The organism is Amycolatopsis sp. NPDC047767, assembly GCF_040704195.1.
Taxonomy (GTDB): domain Bacteria; phylum Actinomycetota; class Actinomycetes; order Mycobacteriales; family Pseudonocardiaceae; genus Amycolatopsis.
Map to the genome: position 1 here is coordinate 196,673 of NZ_JBEYSJ010000015.1, position 14,971 is coordinate 211,643.

Genomic DNA, 14,971 nt, shown 5'->3' on the forward strand with positions numbered 1-14,971 from the left:
GGCTCACGGCGCCGACCGCCGGCGCCGGGCGCGGGAAGCCCGCAGGTTGGCGATGTTGCCGCAGACTTTGACGTCGTGCCAGACGCGGCTGTTGTTGCGGGACCGGTCATAGAACGCGATCGGGCACGCCGAGCTGCGGCAGGTCTTCAGGCGCCGCCATTCGTCCAGCCCGTCGGCGCGGTGGATCTCGAGCAGCACCGCACCGCCGACGAGCTGCCAGCCGCTCCCGGCCGGTTCGAGGTCCAGCCGGCCGTCGGGGGCGGTGCCCGCGGCGACCGTCAGCCCGGACAACGCTGGCAGCACCGGCTCGCCGTCGGTCCGCACAACGGCCGCGAGCTGTTCGCGCAACTGACGGAGTTCGCCGACATCCGCGGTCCGCAGCCGCACCCGACGTCGGCGATGGCCTCCGGCTTCCGCCCACTCCGCCATCGCCGCGGCCGCCCAGCGCTGCGCCGAGGCCACTGTGGACAGCAGATCGACGAACCCTTTCGCCGGGCTCGGCCGCGTGTTCAGCAGGTCCTGCACGAGCGCCAGGCCACCCGGCGCGGCCGCGATGCCGAACCGCTCACCGGCCGGCCAAGCCAGGGAGAAGCCAGGCAGCTCGGACGAGATCGCCCCCGTCACGGAGCGGGAACGAAACGCGGCCCGCTGGTCACGAAGTCGGCGCGGTTCGCCCGGACGAACTCCTCGACCGAGAGCGGCGGCCGTCCGCCGACCCTCTCGACGACGTCGTTCGTGCCGGAGAACACGCCGTTGCGGTAGTCGATCGCGACGTTCGACAGGTGCTGCACGAGGTGCGCGTCGGTGCCCCGCTGCAGCCCCGAAGCGGCGAACTCCTCGACGCTGATCGGCTCGTAGTGCACCGGGTGGCCCAGCTCGGCCGCCATGGCCTTGGCGATGTCGTGGTGGTTCATCTCGACCGGGCCGTGCAACGAGTACGCCGCGCGGTTGTGCGGTTCGGGCTGCAGGAGCAGCGCGGCGATCACGCGCGACTGGTCGGCCGACGCGATCGGCGCGTGGCGGCCCTCGCCGAACGGCAGGCGCAAGTAGCCCTCGCCGTCGCGCTTCTCCCACCACAGCTTCAGCCACTCGGCGAAGAACGTCGGGCGGATGTGGGTGGTGAGCAGGTCGGTCCGGTCCAGCAGCCGTTCGCACAGCCAGTGCTGGCGCGCGGCGTTGCTGCCGGCCTCCCGGCGGGCCGAGATCTGGGACATGTTCACCACCGAGCGCACCCCGGCCTCGGTCGCGGCCTGCGCGAAGATCACGGTCGACTCCACCAGGCCCGGCAGGATCGGGTGGCAGAAGTACGCGCCGGTGACGCCCCGCAGCGCGGTGGTCATGCCGTCGAGGTCGTGCAGGTCGGCCACGACCACCTCGGCACCGGCCTCGGCCAGCGCGCGGGAGCGGTCGTCGTCGCGATGGACCATCGCCCGGACGCGGTGGCCGCCTTCGAGCAGCAGCTTGAGCGCGCCGCCCCCGGTCTTGCCGGTCGCGCCGGTGATCAGGAACAGCCTGTCGTCGTGGGACACTGCAACACCTTTCGCACTACGGGAAGTCATCGGGACAGGTCGCGGACGAACTCCGAGACCGCGGAGCCGATCAGGTCCGGGCTGTCCTCCTGCACGAAGTGGATGCCGGGCACCGTGATTTCCGTCTGGTTGGGCCAGGCCCGGCAGAACTCCCGCTGGCGGGAGCCGAGGATGGCGCCGGGTTCGGCGTTGACGAACAGCTTGGGCACGGCCGAGGTCGCCAGCCACCGGCCGTACCGCTCGACCACCGCCACCACGTCGGCCGGCTCACCCTCGATGGGCAGCTGGCGCGGCCAGCTCAACGTGGGCCGGCGGCTCTCCCCCGGCGTGCGGTACGGCGCACGGTAGACCGCCATCTCCTCGTCGCTCAGCTCGCGCAGAACCGCGCCCGGCAGCACCTGCTCGACGAACGCGTTGCCGTCGAGGATCATCGCTTCCCCTCGCGGAGAGCGGAAACCCTGGAACGTGCCGCGGAAGGACTCCCGCCGGTCGGCCCACGTCATCGGGGCCACGATCGACTCCATGTACGCGATCCCGGCGACCCGGTCCTGGTGCTGGTACGCCCAGTCGAAGCCGAGCGCCGAACCCCAGTCGTGCACCACGAACACGACGTCGTCGCCGAGGTCGAGGTGCTCCCACAGCGCGAACAGGTACTCCCGCTGCTCGAAGTAGGAGTAGCGGTCAGGGCCCGACGGTTCCAGCCGGCCGGAGTCACCCATGCCGACGAGGTCGCACGCGATCAGCCGGCCCTGGCCCGCCAGGTGCGGCATCACGTTGCGCCACAGGTAGGACGAGGTCGGGTTGCCGTGCTGGAACACGATGGCCGGGCCCTCGCCCTCGTCGAGGTACGCCATGCGCACCCCGTCGATCTCGGCGAACTTCTTCTCTGCGTACGGTTTGGTGTTCACTCTCGCCCTCCCTCGAAGGACAGTGCTTCGCCGGAGAACTCGACGGCGAGGTCGCTGAAGTCGACGATGATGGTCGGCCGGGACGCAGGCTTTCCGTCCACGATGGGGAGCACGTAGCGGTGTGTCGGGAACACCAGGCCGGAAACCCGTCGGTGCGCCTCCGTGTGGTGCGTCGCGGGCAGGTTGCCGAGCACGTAGGGCGCGTAGTCGACGCGGCGCTGCAGGCCGCGTTCGTCGTAGTAGAACGTCTGCTGCGTGCTGTGCGTGGCCAGGTGCGAGGGGAACGTGACGTGCAGCCGCCGCCAGTGGTGGCCGCCGCCCTGCCACGGCTCGAGCTCCTCGGTCCGCACGCCGGGCAGCGTCAGCAGGTGCGGGTTGGTGAGGTAGTTCCACATGCCGTACCCCGCGAAGTACAGGGCGTGCAACGCGTCCCACCTCATCCCGCGGGCGCGCGGCGGAAAGGACTCGCGCGGCGTGCGGCGTTCCTGGAGCACGGCACCGTCGGCGTCTTCGATCGTGACGCGCTTGGGCGTGTACACCCCGCGCAGCCCGCGGCCGGTGAAGTCGGCGAACACCGTGCGCTGCCGGTGTACGTCGACGGCCAGGTCGACACCGGCGAACGTCTTCTCCTGGCCGAGGCCCGTCCACGTGGGACCGACCATGTGCAGGTGCGCCCGGATCGTCCGCGCTCTGCTCCACTGCTCGCGGCCGCCGTGCGTTTCCAGCACCAGGTCCAGCAACCCGGTGCGCTGACCGTCGTTCACCGATCCCGCCCTTCCGCCGGTCCTGCGCGCAGACTCAGACGGCGGCCTTGTCGTCGACCAGGTTGCCCTTCATGAGCCACACGGGACCCTCGGCGTAGGTGCTCGCCTCGGCGAAGAACGCGCCGAAGTACGGGCCCTGGGCGTGGGTGTTGAACGCCTCGACGTCGGCGTAGACCTCGTTGAGGTAGAAGACGTCCGGGTTCTCCTCGTCCGCGATGACCTCGAAGCGGATCGAGCCGGGCTCGTTGGCCAGGGAGTCGACGCCGGTCTTGCGGGCCACGCGCACGAAGTCGTCGCGGTGGCCGGGCTGGACGGTGAAGGAAACGAGGAACTGGTACATCGCTGGTTCTCCTGGGATCAGACAGAGGGTGAGCAACAGAGGCAAACGCAGTTCAGTCAATGAACTGCGGCCGACTGTAGCACAACTCCAGTTCAGTGAGCGAACTGGCGGAGTAGACTGCCCGTATGTCCCTTCCCAGTACCTACGCGGACCGCAACTGCTCCCTGGCGCGAGCCCTGGAGATCGTCGGTGAGCGGTGGACCCTGCTCATCGTGCGCGACGCGTTCTACGGCGTCCGCCGCTTCGGGGACTTCGCGACCCAGCTCGGCATCCCCCGCGCCGTGCTGACGGCCCGGCTGAAGCTCCTCGTCCGCGAAGGCGTGCTCACCCGCGACGAGAGCGCGGGCACCGTCGAGTACGTGCTCACCGACAAAGGCGTCGCACTGTGGCCGATCGTCCGCTCGCTCATCAACTGGGGTGACGACTTCTACTCGCCGGCCGGGGTGAAGCGCGCGCTGCGCCACGACGCGGACGGCGCGTTGCTCGACCACGAGGGCCGGTGCGAGAAGTGCGGCGAGCTCGTCGCGCCCGCCGACACCCGCATCGAACCCGGCCCCGGCTTCACGCCGACCGGCGCCGAGCTCGACCCGGTGTCCGCCGCGCTCAACGTCCCGCGGCGGCTCCTCGAGCCGATCCCGGCGTCGCGCGGCTGACCGCCGGTCGACGGGCCGGCTACCAGTCGAGGGGCACGGCCACGAACGGCTTGTCCTCCGGCGCCACCTTCCGCGCCTCCAGCACCTGCTTCGCGGGCGCACCGGCGGGGACGCGCAGCGGCGGCTCGGGCTGCTCGATGGTGTCGGCGACCGTCGCGGCCACCGACTCCGGCGTCACGACCTCACCGCGCAGCACGGGGAGTTGCCGGTACAGCCCCGAATAGGGGTCGTCGTCCTTCACGTGCACCTTGGCGCGTTCGCCGCCGCCGGAGGAGACCGCGCCCGGCTCCACGAGGCTCACCCGGATGCCGAAGCGGCCGGTCTCGATGGCGAGCGTCTCGGCGAGCGCCTCCAGCGCCCACTTGGTCGCGCCGTACGGGCCGATCATCGGCAGCACCATCCGGCCCTGGATGCTGGAGACGAACACCAGCCGGCCCGAACCCCGCTCGCGCATGGCCGGCAGCACGCCCTGCACCACCCGGAGCGCGCCCAGCGTGTTGAGCTCGAACAGCCGCGCGACCTCGTCGAGCGGCACGCTTTCCAGTGGTGCGCGGACACTTTCCCCGGCGTTGCTGACCACGACGTCGATCTCGCCGGCTTCGCGGATGGCCGCGTCGACGCTTTCCTGATCGGTCACGTCGAGGCGCAGGCGCTGGTCGACGGGCAGGTCGGCGAGCGCCTCCGGACGGCGGGCGGTGGCGATCACGCGGTGCCCGCGCCCGGCCAGCTCGATCGCGATGGCGCGGCCGATGCCCTTGGACGCGCCGGTGATGAGGACGGACGACATGGTGGTTCTCCTTGTCGGATAAAAGGGTTCGGGCTTGGTCGGGCCACAGTGGACATCGGCCGGGCAGGAGCTTCGGCGCAACCGCGTCAGCCCGGAGGCGTTCCCCGTTCGATCAGCATCACGTGGTTGCCGTCCGGATCGGTCAGCCGGACGTGCCCGTCGTCGCCCGGCAACGTCCGCCCACCGGCCGCGAGCGCCTGGGCCAGCGCGGCCGGCAGATCGTCGACCAGCACGGCGAACGCGGGCTGGGCCGGACGTTTCGTATCGGCCGGGCCACACAGGGAAAGCGCCACGTGGTCGGAGGACACCCCGGCCCACCGATCGCCGTCGACCCCGCGCTCGACGCAGCCGAGCGCGGCGTAGAAGGCCCGCGAAGTGGCCACATCGGACACTGGCAAGACGCAGAACCTGATCGAGTTCACACCGTCTCCTTGGCTCAGCTCGCCCGGGCGAGCGGCAGGGCGTGCAGGTCGCCGTCGTGGAACACCAGCGGCCGGCGGCCGAACGTCTCGACGGCTTCGACGCGGCCGACGGCGATCTCGTGGTCGCCGCCGGCGTACACGCCGTCCATCGAGCAGCTCAGCACCGCCGCGATCCCGTCGAGCTCGGGCAGCCCGTCGCGCCGGTGCCAGGCCAGGCCCCCGAACTTGTCGCCGCCGGAGCGTGCGAACACGCGGGCGACGTCGTGCTGGTCGGCGGCCAGCATCTGCACCAGGAACCGGCCGGCGGACCGGATGTGCGGCCACGTCGTGGACGACAGCGCGGCGCAGAACAACACCAGCGGCGGGTCGAGCGACAACGAGGTGAACGAGTTCACCGCGAGGCCGACGGGCGCGCCGTCCGGCCCGGCGCTCGTCACCACGGCGACACCGGTCGGCCACGCCCCGCAGGTCCGGCGCAGCTCGTCCGCGCCGACGCCGCCGCTAGCCACGGCCCGCCCCCGCGGCCGCCGTCGACAGCCCGGCGAGCTTCGGCTTGACGTCACTGGCGAACGTCTCGATGCCGCGCACCGTCTCCTCGTGCTCCAGGAACCCGGCCTGGCCCATGAGCAGCAGGTGCCCGAAGCCGCCGACGCGCTCGTAGAACCGCTCGATCTGCCCGCGCACCGTGTCGGCGCTGCCGGCGAACACGATCCCGCCGTCGATCATGTCCTGCAGCGTCATGGTGTTGAAGTCGTAGGCCGAGCGTTCCCCGGCCAGCCCCGCCGCGCGCACGAAGTACGGCGTGTACCCCGGCGGCTGCACGTGGTGGAACGGCACCTTGTTGGCCTTGACGTACCACATCAGCTTTTCCGCCCCGGCCAGGCCTTCCTCGTCCGTCTGTCCCGTGTAGACCAGGGCGGCGTAGGCGAAGCGGTCGTCACCGGGGACTGGCCGGCCCAGCTGCGCGCACTTGGCGCGGTAGGCGTCGAAGACCTTCCGGGTGCCGTCGAAGCCGGTGAGGAACGACGCGATCACGTGGCCGTTCTCCGCGATCCGGGCGGCACTGGGCGCGGTCATCGCCGTGACCCAGACGGGCGGGTGCGGCTGCTGGTAGGCGCGCGGCCAGATGTTCACGTGGCGCTGCTGGAAGAACCGGCCCTCCCAGTTGAACGGGCCGTCGTGCGTCGTCCACGCCTTGAGGATGAGGTCGTGCGCCTCCCACATCCGCTCGCTCATCATCACCGGCTTGCTGTTCACCGCCGAAACCTCGTACGGCACCCCGCGCACGAAGCCGACTTCCAGCCGGCCGCGGCTGAGCACGTCGACCAGCGCCATCTCCTCGGCCACGCGGACGGGGTCCTTGCGGTTGGCGATGGGGTTGCCCAGGATCAGGATGCGGGCGTGCTCGGTGGTGCGCGCCAGCACGCCGGCGATGACCGGGGCGGCCGGGTCGAGGCAGGTCGCCGTCTGGTGGTGCTCGTTGATCATCACGTTCAGGCCGGCCTGGTCCGCCACCTGCCACTCGGCGAGGTAACGGTCCCAGAGCTGCGCCGCACGCTCCGGGTCGATCACGCCGTTGGGCAGCTGGACGCGGACGGACTCGTAGGTGTCCTCCGGGGGCAGGTACGGGTAGGCGGTTTCGCTGAAGTGCCAGAATTCCATGGGATCGTCTCCGAAATCGGGTCAGCGCGAGAAGTCGCGGATGAGTTCGGCCAGTTCGGCGGGGCGTTCGACCTGGGGCCGGTGCCCCGCGCCCGGGAGCACCTCGAACCGCGCGCCGGGGATGGCCTCGGCGAACGCGCGGCCGTAGTCCGGGGTCACGATGCGGTCCGAACCGCCCCACACCACCAGGGTGGGCACGTCGATGCGGTGCAGCCACCGGCGCAGGCGCGGGTTGTGCAGGTAGGGCTCCCAGCCGTAGCAGGCCAGGGCTTCCTCGTTGCGGGCGATGCGCAGCACGGTGTCGCGCTCGGCCGCGGTGAGGTCGCCCGGGCCGGCGGCCGGGTCGTGGAAGGTGCGCGCGTCGAGCTCTTCGCGCGTGAGGTGGAAGACGTCGGCGATCTCCCGGTCGGTCGGGCCGCCGGTCTTGATGCCCACGGGGTCGACCAGCACCACGCGCGAAAGCCGGGCGGTGGAGCGGATGGCGATCTCCGCGGCGAGCCAGCCACCGAACTGGCAGCCGACCAGCGTGACGTCGTGCGCGCCGATCCGGTCCAGCCAGTCGAGGTAGACGTAGGCGAGGTCTTCGACGCTGTCGAGCCATTCGGGCCGGGGCGAGAGGTCGAAGCCGGGGTGGCTGGGGGCGAGCACCGTGCTGGTCGCGCCGAGGTGCTCGGCGAAGCCCCGGTCGTCGCGCACGCCTTCGACGCCGTGCAGCAGCAACGCCGTGGGGCCCGAGCCGGTGGTGGTGACGTCGAGAACCACCCCGTCGGACACGGTGGTCCCGGTGGTCTCGTCGGTGAGGGTCAGCATGCGTGCGGTCCTTTCGCAGCTTCGGAGGGAACGGGGAGGCGCAGGCCGAGATCGCGGGCGATCCCGGCGCTGAGCCACTCGTCGTGGGGGTCGAGGGCCTGGTGGGTGGCCAGGGGGCCGCGCAGCCGGCGGGCCGGGCCGACGGCGGCGCCGGGGCGCAGGTAGAGCACGGCGCCGCGGCCGGCGTCGGCGACCCGGCGCAGCGCCGTGTGGAGCTGGTCCTCGCACCCGCAGAGCCGGGAGCCGAGGGCTTCGCCGAGCACGCACTCGACGTGCACGGCGACCGGTGCGTCGTCGTGCCCGGCGGGCTCGCCGAGGACGAGGGCCAGGTGTTCGCCGCCGAGCACGTCGCGGTAGCCGAGGGTGCGGAACCGCCCTTCCGGCAAGGGCAGCACGGTCTCGACCACCCGCGTCACGCCTTGGTGGGCGCGGTGGGCGATCACGTCGGCGACGTCGAGGATCGGGATCCCGAGACGTTGCGCCAGCGCGGTCAGGTACGGCCGGCGCGCGGGCTCGCCGGCCTCGTCGAGGACCTCGCAGATCGCCGCGGCGGGCCGCAGCCCGGCCAGCGTGACCAGGTCGAGCGACGCTTCGGTGTGGCCGCGCCGGGCGAACGAGCCGCCCGGGTCGGCGCGCAGCGGGAAGATGTGGCCGGGCCGCACGAAGTCCTCGGGCCGGCTGCCGGGATCGGCGATGGCCTTGAGCGTGGCGCTGCGGTCCTTCACGGAGATCCCGGTGCCGCCGTTGGCGATGTCGACCGAGACCGTGAACGCGGTGTGGTGCGGGGCGTCGTTGCGGCTCACCATGGGTTGCAGCCGCAGCCGATCCGTGGTGGCTCCGTCGACGGCCACACACAGCAGGCCGCGCCCGTGGGTGATCATCGTGTTCACCACGGCCGGGTCCGCGTGCTCGGCGGCCACGACGAGATCGCCTTCGGCCTCGCGATCGTCGTCGTCCAGCAGCAGCACGAGCGCGCCGGCCCGGAGCGCGGCGAGCGCCGCGTCCACTCGTGGTCCGGTCATCACCGCCTCCAAACGTCGTTGTCCAGGCGATGGTGCTCCGCGAACGGGGGTTCGTCTGTGACTTGCGTTCACCTGCGCGGTGACCGGAAGCTCGGCGGGTGCGCAGCTGTGCGGACACGTGAGGGGTGGTGCCGGACCCGGCACCGCCCCTCACCCGTTTTCCTACTGCGCCGCGGGAATGTCCTGCCGGTCCGCGTCTCCGTGCGGTGTCACGGAAGCACCGTCAGCGGGCGCACCAGGCCGGGGAACCAGCGCCAGGGCCGCCGCGCACAACACCAGCACCAGCACGCAGAAGGCGAAGAACCACGCCGGGCCCACCGTCGCGCCGATGATCCAGCCGCCCGTCAGCGGCCCGAAGATCGCCCCGACGCGGCCGAGGCCGTTGTTGAGGCCGAAAGCGGTGCCCCGCACGGGAGCGGGCACGCCGATGGCCACCACGTTGCCGATCATCGTCGTGGTCGAGCCCGCGCCGGCGCCCAGCAGGGCCACCGCGATCCACGCGATCCCCGGCGTGCTCGCGCCGACGACGCAGCCCAGCAGCCCGATCAGCCCCAGCCCCGTCGACAGCAGCCCGGCGGTCCGGGCACCGGCCCGGTCGGCGAAGAGCCCGAACGCCAGCGAACCGATCAGCGCCGAGACCGTCAGCACGAGACTGAACTGCAGCGACGACGTCAGGGTGTAGCCGAGTTCCTTCATGGACGTCGTGAGCCAGGTCGACATCCCGTTCCACACCAGCATGTTCGCGGTCGTCGCGAGGATGCAGGCGATCAGCAGGCGCCGGTGCCGGGCCGTCATGACCTGGGCGAACCGGACCTTCGCAGGTCGGACGCCGCCCGCGGCCGGGTGTTTCGGGATGACCAGCGCGGTGGCGGCCAAGGCCACCAGGGAAATCCCCGCCCCGATCCAGAACAGGGCCCGCCAGCCGAGGGTCGGCAGCACGGGGATGGCGATCAGCGACGCGCCGGCGCCGCCGATGAGGATGCCGGAGCTGATCCACGTCAGCGCCAGGTTCATCCTCGCGGACGGAGCGGAGACGCGGGCTGCCATGATCGCGGCCGGGATGTTGCCGCCCACGGCCAGGCCCAGCACGAACCGGAACACGCCGAGCTCGATCGGCGACCGCGCGACCGCACAGGCCGCCACCGCCAGAGCGAGGAACACCGTCATCGTCAGGAGGATTCGCCGGGCGCCGAAGCGGTCGACGAACCGTCCACTCGCGACAGAGCCGATGAGCATGCCGAGGTAGGTGGCGCTCCCGATCAGCCCGGCGGCCGATGTGGAGAGGTTCCACCCGGGCTCCACCAGGAGCCCGGGCAGAACGACGCCGAAGACGACGATGTCGTACCCCTCGGCGAAAATGGTCAAGGCGGCGACAGTCGTGATCAGATGCCAACCGTGGAGCTTCGTCGATCCAGGCACAGCGATACTCCCTCAGGGATTCGGGAAAAACGATCCAGCTGCGACCCCCCTGGCACTGTTTCGATTGATACTAATCCGACCACAGTCACGGCCGAATGGCTTCGTGGCAACAGTTACGTGCCGCGTAGAGGTCGGCCTACTTTTGGCCGGATTAGTAATCGAAAAACATTCCTGCCACCAAAGCGGCAAGTCTCAGAGCGACGTCCAGGAATCGATGCGGAACGCACCGCCGGCGTTGCTGATCCGCGCACCCCGCCCACCCGGGAAGTGCCCGCCGTACACCGGCGCGGAGTTCTCCACCGCCCACCCGAGCAGCCGGGTGCGCGACCGCGCCGCCGTTTCGCCGTCGGCGTCGAGTGCGTTGCGCTGCCCCGGGTCCAGGATCTGCATCGGGTGGTGCACGAGGTCACCGGCGAGCAGCGCGTGCTCGCCGCCCGACGAGATGGTGACCACGCACGCCCCGGGCGAATGCCCCGGAGACGCCACGAGCCGCAGCGCGTCGTCGATCACGTGCTCTTCGCCGTCCCACAGCTGGGACTTCGCGTTCTGCACGACCGGCAGCACGCTGTCGTGGAACGTGGTCACGTAGCCGAACGGGTCCGGTGCGTCGGCGGACTTCGCCATCTCGGCCAGGTAGTCGAAGTCGACCTTGGGCAGCAGGTACGTGGCGTTCGGGAACGTCGGGCGCCACTCGCCGTCCTCCAGCGTGGTGTTCCAGCCGACGTGGTCGGGGTGCAGGTGCGTGCACACGACCAGGTCGATGTCCTCGGGCCGGGTGCCCAGCGCGGCGAGATTGTCGAGGTAGCCGGTGTCGAGGTGGTCGAACGGCGGCACGCCCGGACGCGGTTTCGCGTTGCCGATCCCGGTGTCGACCAGGATCGTCCGGCCGCCGCTGCGGACGAGGAAGCTCTGCGCGCACAACCACGCGTCCTCCGAGTCCGGCGACCAGAAGTCCGGTTCGAGCCAGCGCCGCTCCGCCTCCCACGCCTGCCGGTCCGAGTCGGGCAGCAGGTCGGGCCGCGTGAACAGCTTGCCGGTCCACTCGTCGACCCGGTCGAGGGTGACGTCCCCGAGGGACATCGTCGCATCGGTCATGAAGATTTCCTTTCCACTACACCGAAAGGCCCGTCAGCCTTTGGTCGGTTCTCCGTGGCCCGCGGCCATCTCGTGCAGCCGGGCGGGATCGACGAGCCGCAGCCCGGCGGGCGTCCGCTCGATCAGGCCCTGCTCACGCAACGTCCGCAGCGCCCGCGCGATGACCTCCCGCACCGAGCCGATCGACTGCGCCAGCTCGTGCTGGTCGGTCGCCACCACGAGCCCCTCGTCGGTGCGCTCGGCGAGCTCGAGCAGGTGCCGGCACACGCGCTGCAGCACGGGCTCGAAGATGTTGCCGCCCAGCACGTCGATGACCTCGAACGAGATCTGCGCCAGCTGCCCGGCCAGGTGCCACGCGATGGCCGCGTCCGCGGAGGCGAGCTCGCGCAGCAGCGCGCCGCTCATCATCGTGAGGTCGCAGTCGGTCACGGCGTAGGCGGTCCACGGGGTGGTGCCGGCGATGGCCGAGGGCAGGCCGAGGATCTGGCCTTCGCCGGCGTAGCGGATGGTGGCCGTGCGCCCGTCCGCCGTCACCAGCTGCACGCGCACATGTCCACTGTGGACGAGAGCGAACGTCGGCCCGGCGTAGGCTTCGCCGATGCTCTGTCCGGCCGGCACCCCGACCACCACCGACGAGGCCAGCAGGGCGTCGCGGACCTCGCCCGGCAGCTCGGCGAGCGGGCTCGCCTGCCAGGCGCGCGCGCTGCGTTCTCGTTGTGAAGCCTTCACCGGTGCTCCCCGTTCGCGAGCCGTGGTCCTCACGCGTCCGCGGTGACCCACAGGTGGTCGGTTTCCGCCGTGGCGTGGCGCAACGGCCGCACGCCGGTGTAGGTCTCCGACTCGTACCAGCGGTCGAACTCGGCCCGGCTCGAGAACTCGATGAGGATCAGCCGGCCCGGCGACTCCCGGCCCTCGACGGTCTTGTTGTCGTCGCAGAGAGCCTTGATCGAAGCGTCGAACCCGGCGAGGCTGTCGGTGGCGGCCCGGATGTAGGCCTGGTGGCCCTCGGGGTCGTGGACGTTGGTCCCGGCCAGCATGTACACACTCATCTCGTTCCTCCTTGAACGCCGACAAGAGCAGCACGTCGCCATGAAGAGAAACACGCCGGCCACCGGCGGGCAAAGGCACGAGTAACCCAGGTTACGCGGGCGGTTGACCGCGGTGGCGCGCCGGGAAGAAGGCCACGGAGAAGCCGGAAAAACCGTGGTACAAACGCGAGTGGTGAAGGGAGCGGACCATGGGTGACGATCACCGGCTCGGCCGGCGCGCCCGCGGCTGGCTCCGGTTCCTGCACCGCAAGGCCACGACCCCGGACGACTGGTCCTCGAGCGGCCGGCCCGCGCCGTGGTGGGACGACAAGAGCACTCCGCCCGTGCTGAACTTCGCCCGCTTCGACCTCTCCGAGTCCAGTTACGCCGTACCGATGATGGCCGACGTGACACCCGCCTGGCGCGAGGTGTACGTCGACATCATGGACGGCTTGCTCAGCCGCCACACCACGCACTGGGCGGCCATCGACTGGCTCACCCAGATCGGGCACGACCCCGACCGGGCGCGCTACCCGGAGAAGTTCATCAAGCTCTGGCTCCCCCGCCACCTGGCCGGCGAGTACGACATGCCCGGCTGGACGGCCAACGGTGTCGAACCGTGGGGCCTCGCCCCCGATCCCGTCGGTGCCGAGGGGAACCTGTTTTTCAAGGGCTGGCTCAACCTGCTGCTCGGCTTCCACGGCTACGTCTCGCGCGACCGGAAGTGGAACGAGCCGTTCAGCGTCGCCGGCCTCGACGACACCACGTACTCCTGGACCCACGACGGCATCAACGCCCTGCTCACCCGCCAGTGGACCGAACGCCCCGAGGGCCCGCACTGCGAGAACACCAAGATCTGGCCGTACTGCCTCAGCGCTGCCGGCCTGGGCCTGCGGATGCACGACATCCTCACCGGCGGCGGCGACCATTGGGTCTACGACAACTGGGTCGAGATCCTGCGGCAGCGGTACCTCGGCATGACCGCGGGCGGCACCGTCGAGTGGACCGCGCTCTACTACGACCCGCTCGCCGACTACGTCCACCGCGCCGGCCCGACGTCGGGGCTCTCGATCGCGGTGTACATGCTGCCGCAGAACCCCGTGCTGGCCGAAGCGCTGTACCGCACCGCCGTGGACAAGATCGGCTGGAGCGACCCGACGCGCCCGGTGCGTTCCCTGCCGGACCCGCGGTTCCTGCTGCTGGGCATCGTGCTGGCGCGCGAGTTCGGCGACTACGTCACGTTCGCGAACCTCGACGCCTACGCGGAAGAGCACTTCCGGCCCGGCTTCTTCGGCTCCGCGGCCGACGACTTCGGCTGGGGCTTCGGGCTCGACGAGCCGTTCCCCCGCGGCCAGCTCAACGGGCTGCTGATGATGGCCGAGATCGGCGGGCCCGGGGCGTGGTCGCGCGTGTTCACCGAGCCGAACCTGGCGAAGTTCGACCAGCCCACAGTGTCCGAAGTGGACTTCCCGTACCTCGGCATCGACATGGCGTACAACGAGGGCGAAACCGGCATCCTGCACATCGGCACGTACGCGGCCACGTCGTCACACCGGGGCCGCGCGACCACGTTCCGCGTCTCGCAGCTCGCCGACACGGCCACCTGCGTACTGCGCTGCGACGGCGCGCCTTACGAACGCTGGCGCGCGCTCGACCGCCACACCATCGAGGTCGACCTCGTCATCGGCGACCACGAGCTCCAGGTCTTCCCAGCTCCACCGACTGCCACCACCATCCCCATCGGCACGGAACGAGGCCACGATGTCCACCCCCGGCTCCAGCTCGTCGACCCCGGTGTCCACTCCGGACTGGCCGGCACTCGCCGCCCGGCTGACCAAGGTGCTGCACCTGGCGGCGCCGCCGGTCGCCTTGACCTTCCGTTCGGTGGCGGATCGATCCCCCGGCCACCCTGCGCCTGCTGCTGAGTCCGGCCTCCCGCCGGCACCGGCCAACGAACACGGCCGCACCGGCGCCGTCCCCGCCGGCTGCGTGTTCTGGATCCAGGGCGCACAGGCGCCGGTCACGACCTACGCGGCCGACCACGCCAACTGCAGCGTCGGCAGCCTCACCCACGGCTTCCGCACGCTGGACGAGGTCGCGGCCAACGACGACGTGCAAGCGCTGCTCGAAGCCGGCTGGGTCGGTCACGACGACGTGGTGACGCTGCCCGTGGTCGCCGAACGCACGGAGTCGGTGCACTACGCCCCGCTCGGCTCGGTCACCGAAACCCCCGACGTCGTGCTGATCCGCACCAACGCCCGCGGCCTCATGACGGTCAAGGACGCCGTGCCGGACCTGCCGGTCGAGGGCAAACCGCAGTGCCACATCGTCGCGATGGCCCAGCAGGGCCGGGTCGCCGCCAGCGTCGGGTGCGCGCTCAGCCGGGCCCGCACCGGAATCCGGGCCGACGAGGCCACGTGCGTGTTCCCCGGCTCCCTGCTGCCCGAGCTGATCGACCGGATCGAGCACCACGCCAGGCTCGACGCGCGCATGGCCCAGTACGCGGGAGCCGACGCGCAGCGCTTCGCCTGA

Annotated in this window: 18 protein-coding genes; 3 read left to right on the forward strand and 15 right to left on the reverse strand. The window is 71.1% G+C overall.

Annotated elements, in window-relative coordinates:
• Nucleotides 1–3 precede the first annotated feature (3 nt).
• The 5 genes from AB0878_RS26550 to AB0878_RS26570 are packed head-to-tail and all read right to left on the reverse strand — an operon-like array spanning nt 4 to nt 3,541.
• Nucleotides 4–624 (reverse strand): CGNR zinc finger domain-containing protein, encoded by a 621-nt coding sequence (locus AB0878_RS26550; RefSeq protein WP_366582945.1) that lies wholly within the window; start codon nt 622–624, stop codon nt 4–6.
• On the reverse strand, nt 621–1,529 hold the full coding sequence (locus AB0878_RS26555; protein WP_366582946.1) for an NmrA family NAD(P)-binding protein: 909 nt from the start codon (nt 1,527–1,529) through the stop codon (nt 621–623). Before AB0878_RS26555 ends, AB0878_RS26550 begins: the two co-directional genes overlap by 4 nt.
• Before the next feature lie 26 nt (nt 1,530–1,555).
• Nucleotides 1,556–2,437: a haloalkane dehalogenase gene (locus tag AB0878_RS26560; protein ID WP_366582947.1), complete on the reverse strand. Its 882-nt coding sequence runs from the start codon at nt 2,435–2,437 to the stop codon at nt 1,556–1,558.
• Nucleotides 2,434–3,201: a hypothetical protein gene (locus AB0878_RS26565; protein ID WP_366582948.1), complete on the reverse strand. Its 768-nt coding sequence runs from the start codon at nt 3,199–3,201 to the stop codon at nt 2,434–2,436. Before AB0878_RS26565 ends, AB0878_RS26560 begins: the two co-directional genes overlap by 4 nt.
• Nucleotides 3,202–3,235: 34 nt before the next feature.
• The gene (locus AB0878_RS26570) at nt 3,236–3,541 is read right to left on the reverse strand and encodes a putative quinol monooxygenase (protein WP_366582949.1); all 306 of its coding nucleotides are present in this window, start codon (nt 3,539–3,541) and stop codon (nt 3,236–3,238) included.
• A gap of 125 nt (nt 3,542–3,666) precedes the next feature.
• Here AB0878_RS26570 and AB0878_RS26575 point away from each other — a divergent pair, with 125 nt between their 5' ends.
• The gene (locus AB0878_RS26575) at nt 3,667–4,194 is read left to right on the forward strand and encodes a helix-turn-helix domain-containing protein (RefSeq protein ID WP_366582950.1); all 528 of its coding nucleotides are present in this window, start codon (nt 3,667–3,669) and stop codon (nt 4,192–4,194) included.
• 19 nt (nt 4,195–4,213) lie between these two features.
• Here AB0878_RS26575 and AB0878_RS26580 read toward each other — a convergent pair whose 3' ends face one another.
• The 10 genes from AB0878_RS26580 to AB0878_RS26625 form a co-directional block, all read right to left on the reverse strand.
• On the reverse strand, nt 4,214–4,981 hold the full coding sequence (locus tag AB0878_RS26580; protein ID WP_366582951.1) for an SDR family oxidoreductase: 768 nt from the start codon (nt 4,979–4,981) through the stop codon (nt 4,214–4,216).
• 86 nt (nt 4,982–5,067) lie between these two features.
• The gene (locus tag AB0878_RS26585) at nt 5,068–5,403 is read right to left on the reverse strand and encodes a VOC family protein (RefSeq protein WP_366582952.1); all 336 of its coding nucleotides are present in this window, start codon (nt 5,401–5,403) and stop codon (nt 5,068–5,070) included.
• A gap of 14 nt (nt 5,404–5,417) precedes the next feature.
• Nucleotides 5,418–5,912, reverse strand: coding sequence for a flavin reductase family protein (locus tag AB0878_RS26590; protein WP_366582953.1), 495 nt, complete (start codon nt 5,910–5,912; stop codon nt 5,418–5,420).
• Nucleotides 5,905–7,065, reverse strand: coding sequence for an LLM class flavin-dependent oxidoreductase (locus tag AB0878_RS26595; RefSeq protein ID WP_366582954.1), 1,161 nt, complete (start codon nt 7,063–7,065; stop codon nt 5,905–5,907). Before AB0878_RS26595 ends, AB0878_RS26590 begins: the two co-directional genes overlap by 8 nt.
• A 21-nt stretch (nt 7,066–7,086) precedes the next feature.
• Nucleotides 7,087–7,875: an alpha/beta hydrolase gene (locus AB0878_RS26600; RefSeq protein ID WP_366582955.1), complete on the reverse strand. Its 789-nt coding sequence runs from the start codon at nt 7,873–7,875 to the stop codon at nt 7,087–7,089.
• Entirely contained in the window at nt 7,869–8,897 is a 1,029-nt protein-coding gene (gene ribB, locus AB0878_RS26605) for a 3,4-dihydroxy-2-butanone-4-phosphate synthase (protein ID WP_366582956.1), read from the reverse strand. Before ribB ends, AB0878_RS26600 begins: the two co-directional genes overlap by 7 nt.
• Before the next feature lie 162 nt (nt 8,898–9,059).
• A complete protein-coding gene (locus AB0878_RS26610) occupies nt 9,060–10,316 on the reverse strand; it encodes an MFS transporter (RefSeq protein ID WP_366582957.1) in 1,257 nt (418 codons plus the stop codon).
• A 192-nt stretch (nt 10,317–10,508) separates the two neighbouring features.
• Complete coding sequence (locus AB0878_RS26615; RefSeq protein ID WP_366582958.1) at nt 10,509–11,411, reverse strand: MBL fold metallo-hydrolase; 903 nt, start codon at nt 11,409–11,411, stop codon at nt 10,509–10,511.
• A 33-nt stretch (nt 11,412–11,444) separates the two neighbouring features.
• The gene (locus AB0878_RS26620) at nt 11,445–12,140 is read right to left on the reverse strand and encodes a Crp/Fnr family transcriptional regulator (RefSeq protein ID WP_366582959.1); all 696 of its coding nucleotides are present in this window, start codon (nt 12,138–12,140) and stop codon (nt 11,445–11,447) included.
• 29 nt (nt 12,141–12,169) lie between these two features.
• Nucleotides 12,170–12,460: a DUF1330 domain-containing protein gene (locus tag AB0878_RS26625; RefSeq protein WP_366582960.1), complete on the reverse strand. Its 291-nt coding sequence runs from the start codon at nt 12,458–12,460 to the stop codon at nt 12,170–12,172.
• 188 nt (nt 12,461–12,648) lie between these two features.
• Between AB0878_RS26625 and AB0878_RS26630 the strand changes: the two genes are divergently transcribed.
• A complete protein-coding gene (locus tag AB0878_RS26630) occupies nt 12,649–14,364 on the forward strand; it encodes a hypothetical protein (RefSeq protein WP_366582961.1) in 1,716 nt (571 codons plus the stop codon).
• Entirely contained in the window at nt 14,324–14,971 is a 648-nt protein-coding gene (locus AB0878_RS26635) for a DUF169 domain-containing protein (RefSeq protein ID WP_366582962.1), read from the forward strand. Before AB0878_RS26630 ends, AB0878_RS26635 begins: the two co-directional genes overlap by 41 nt.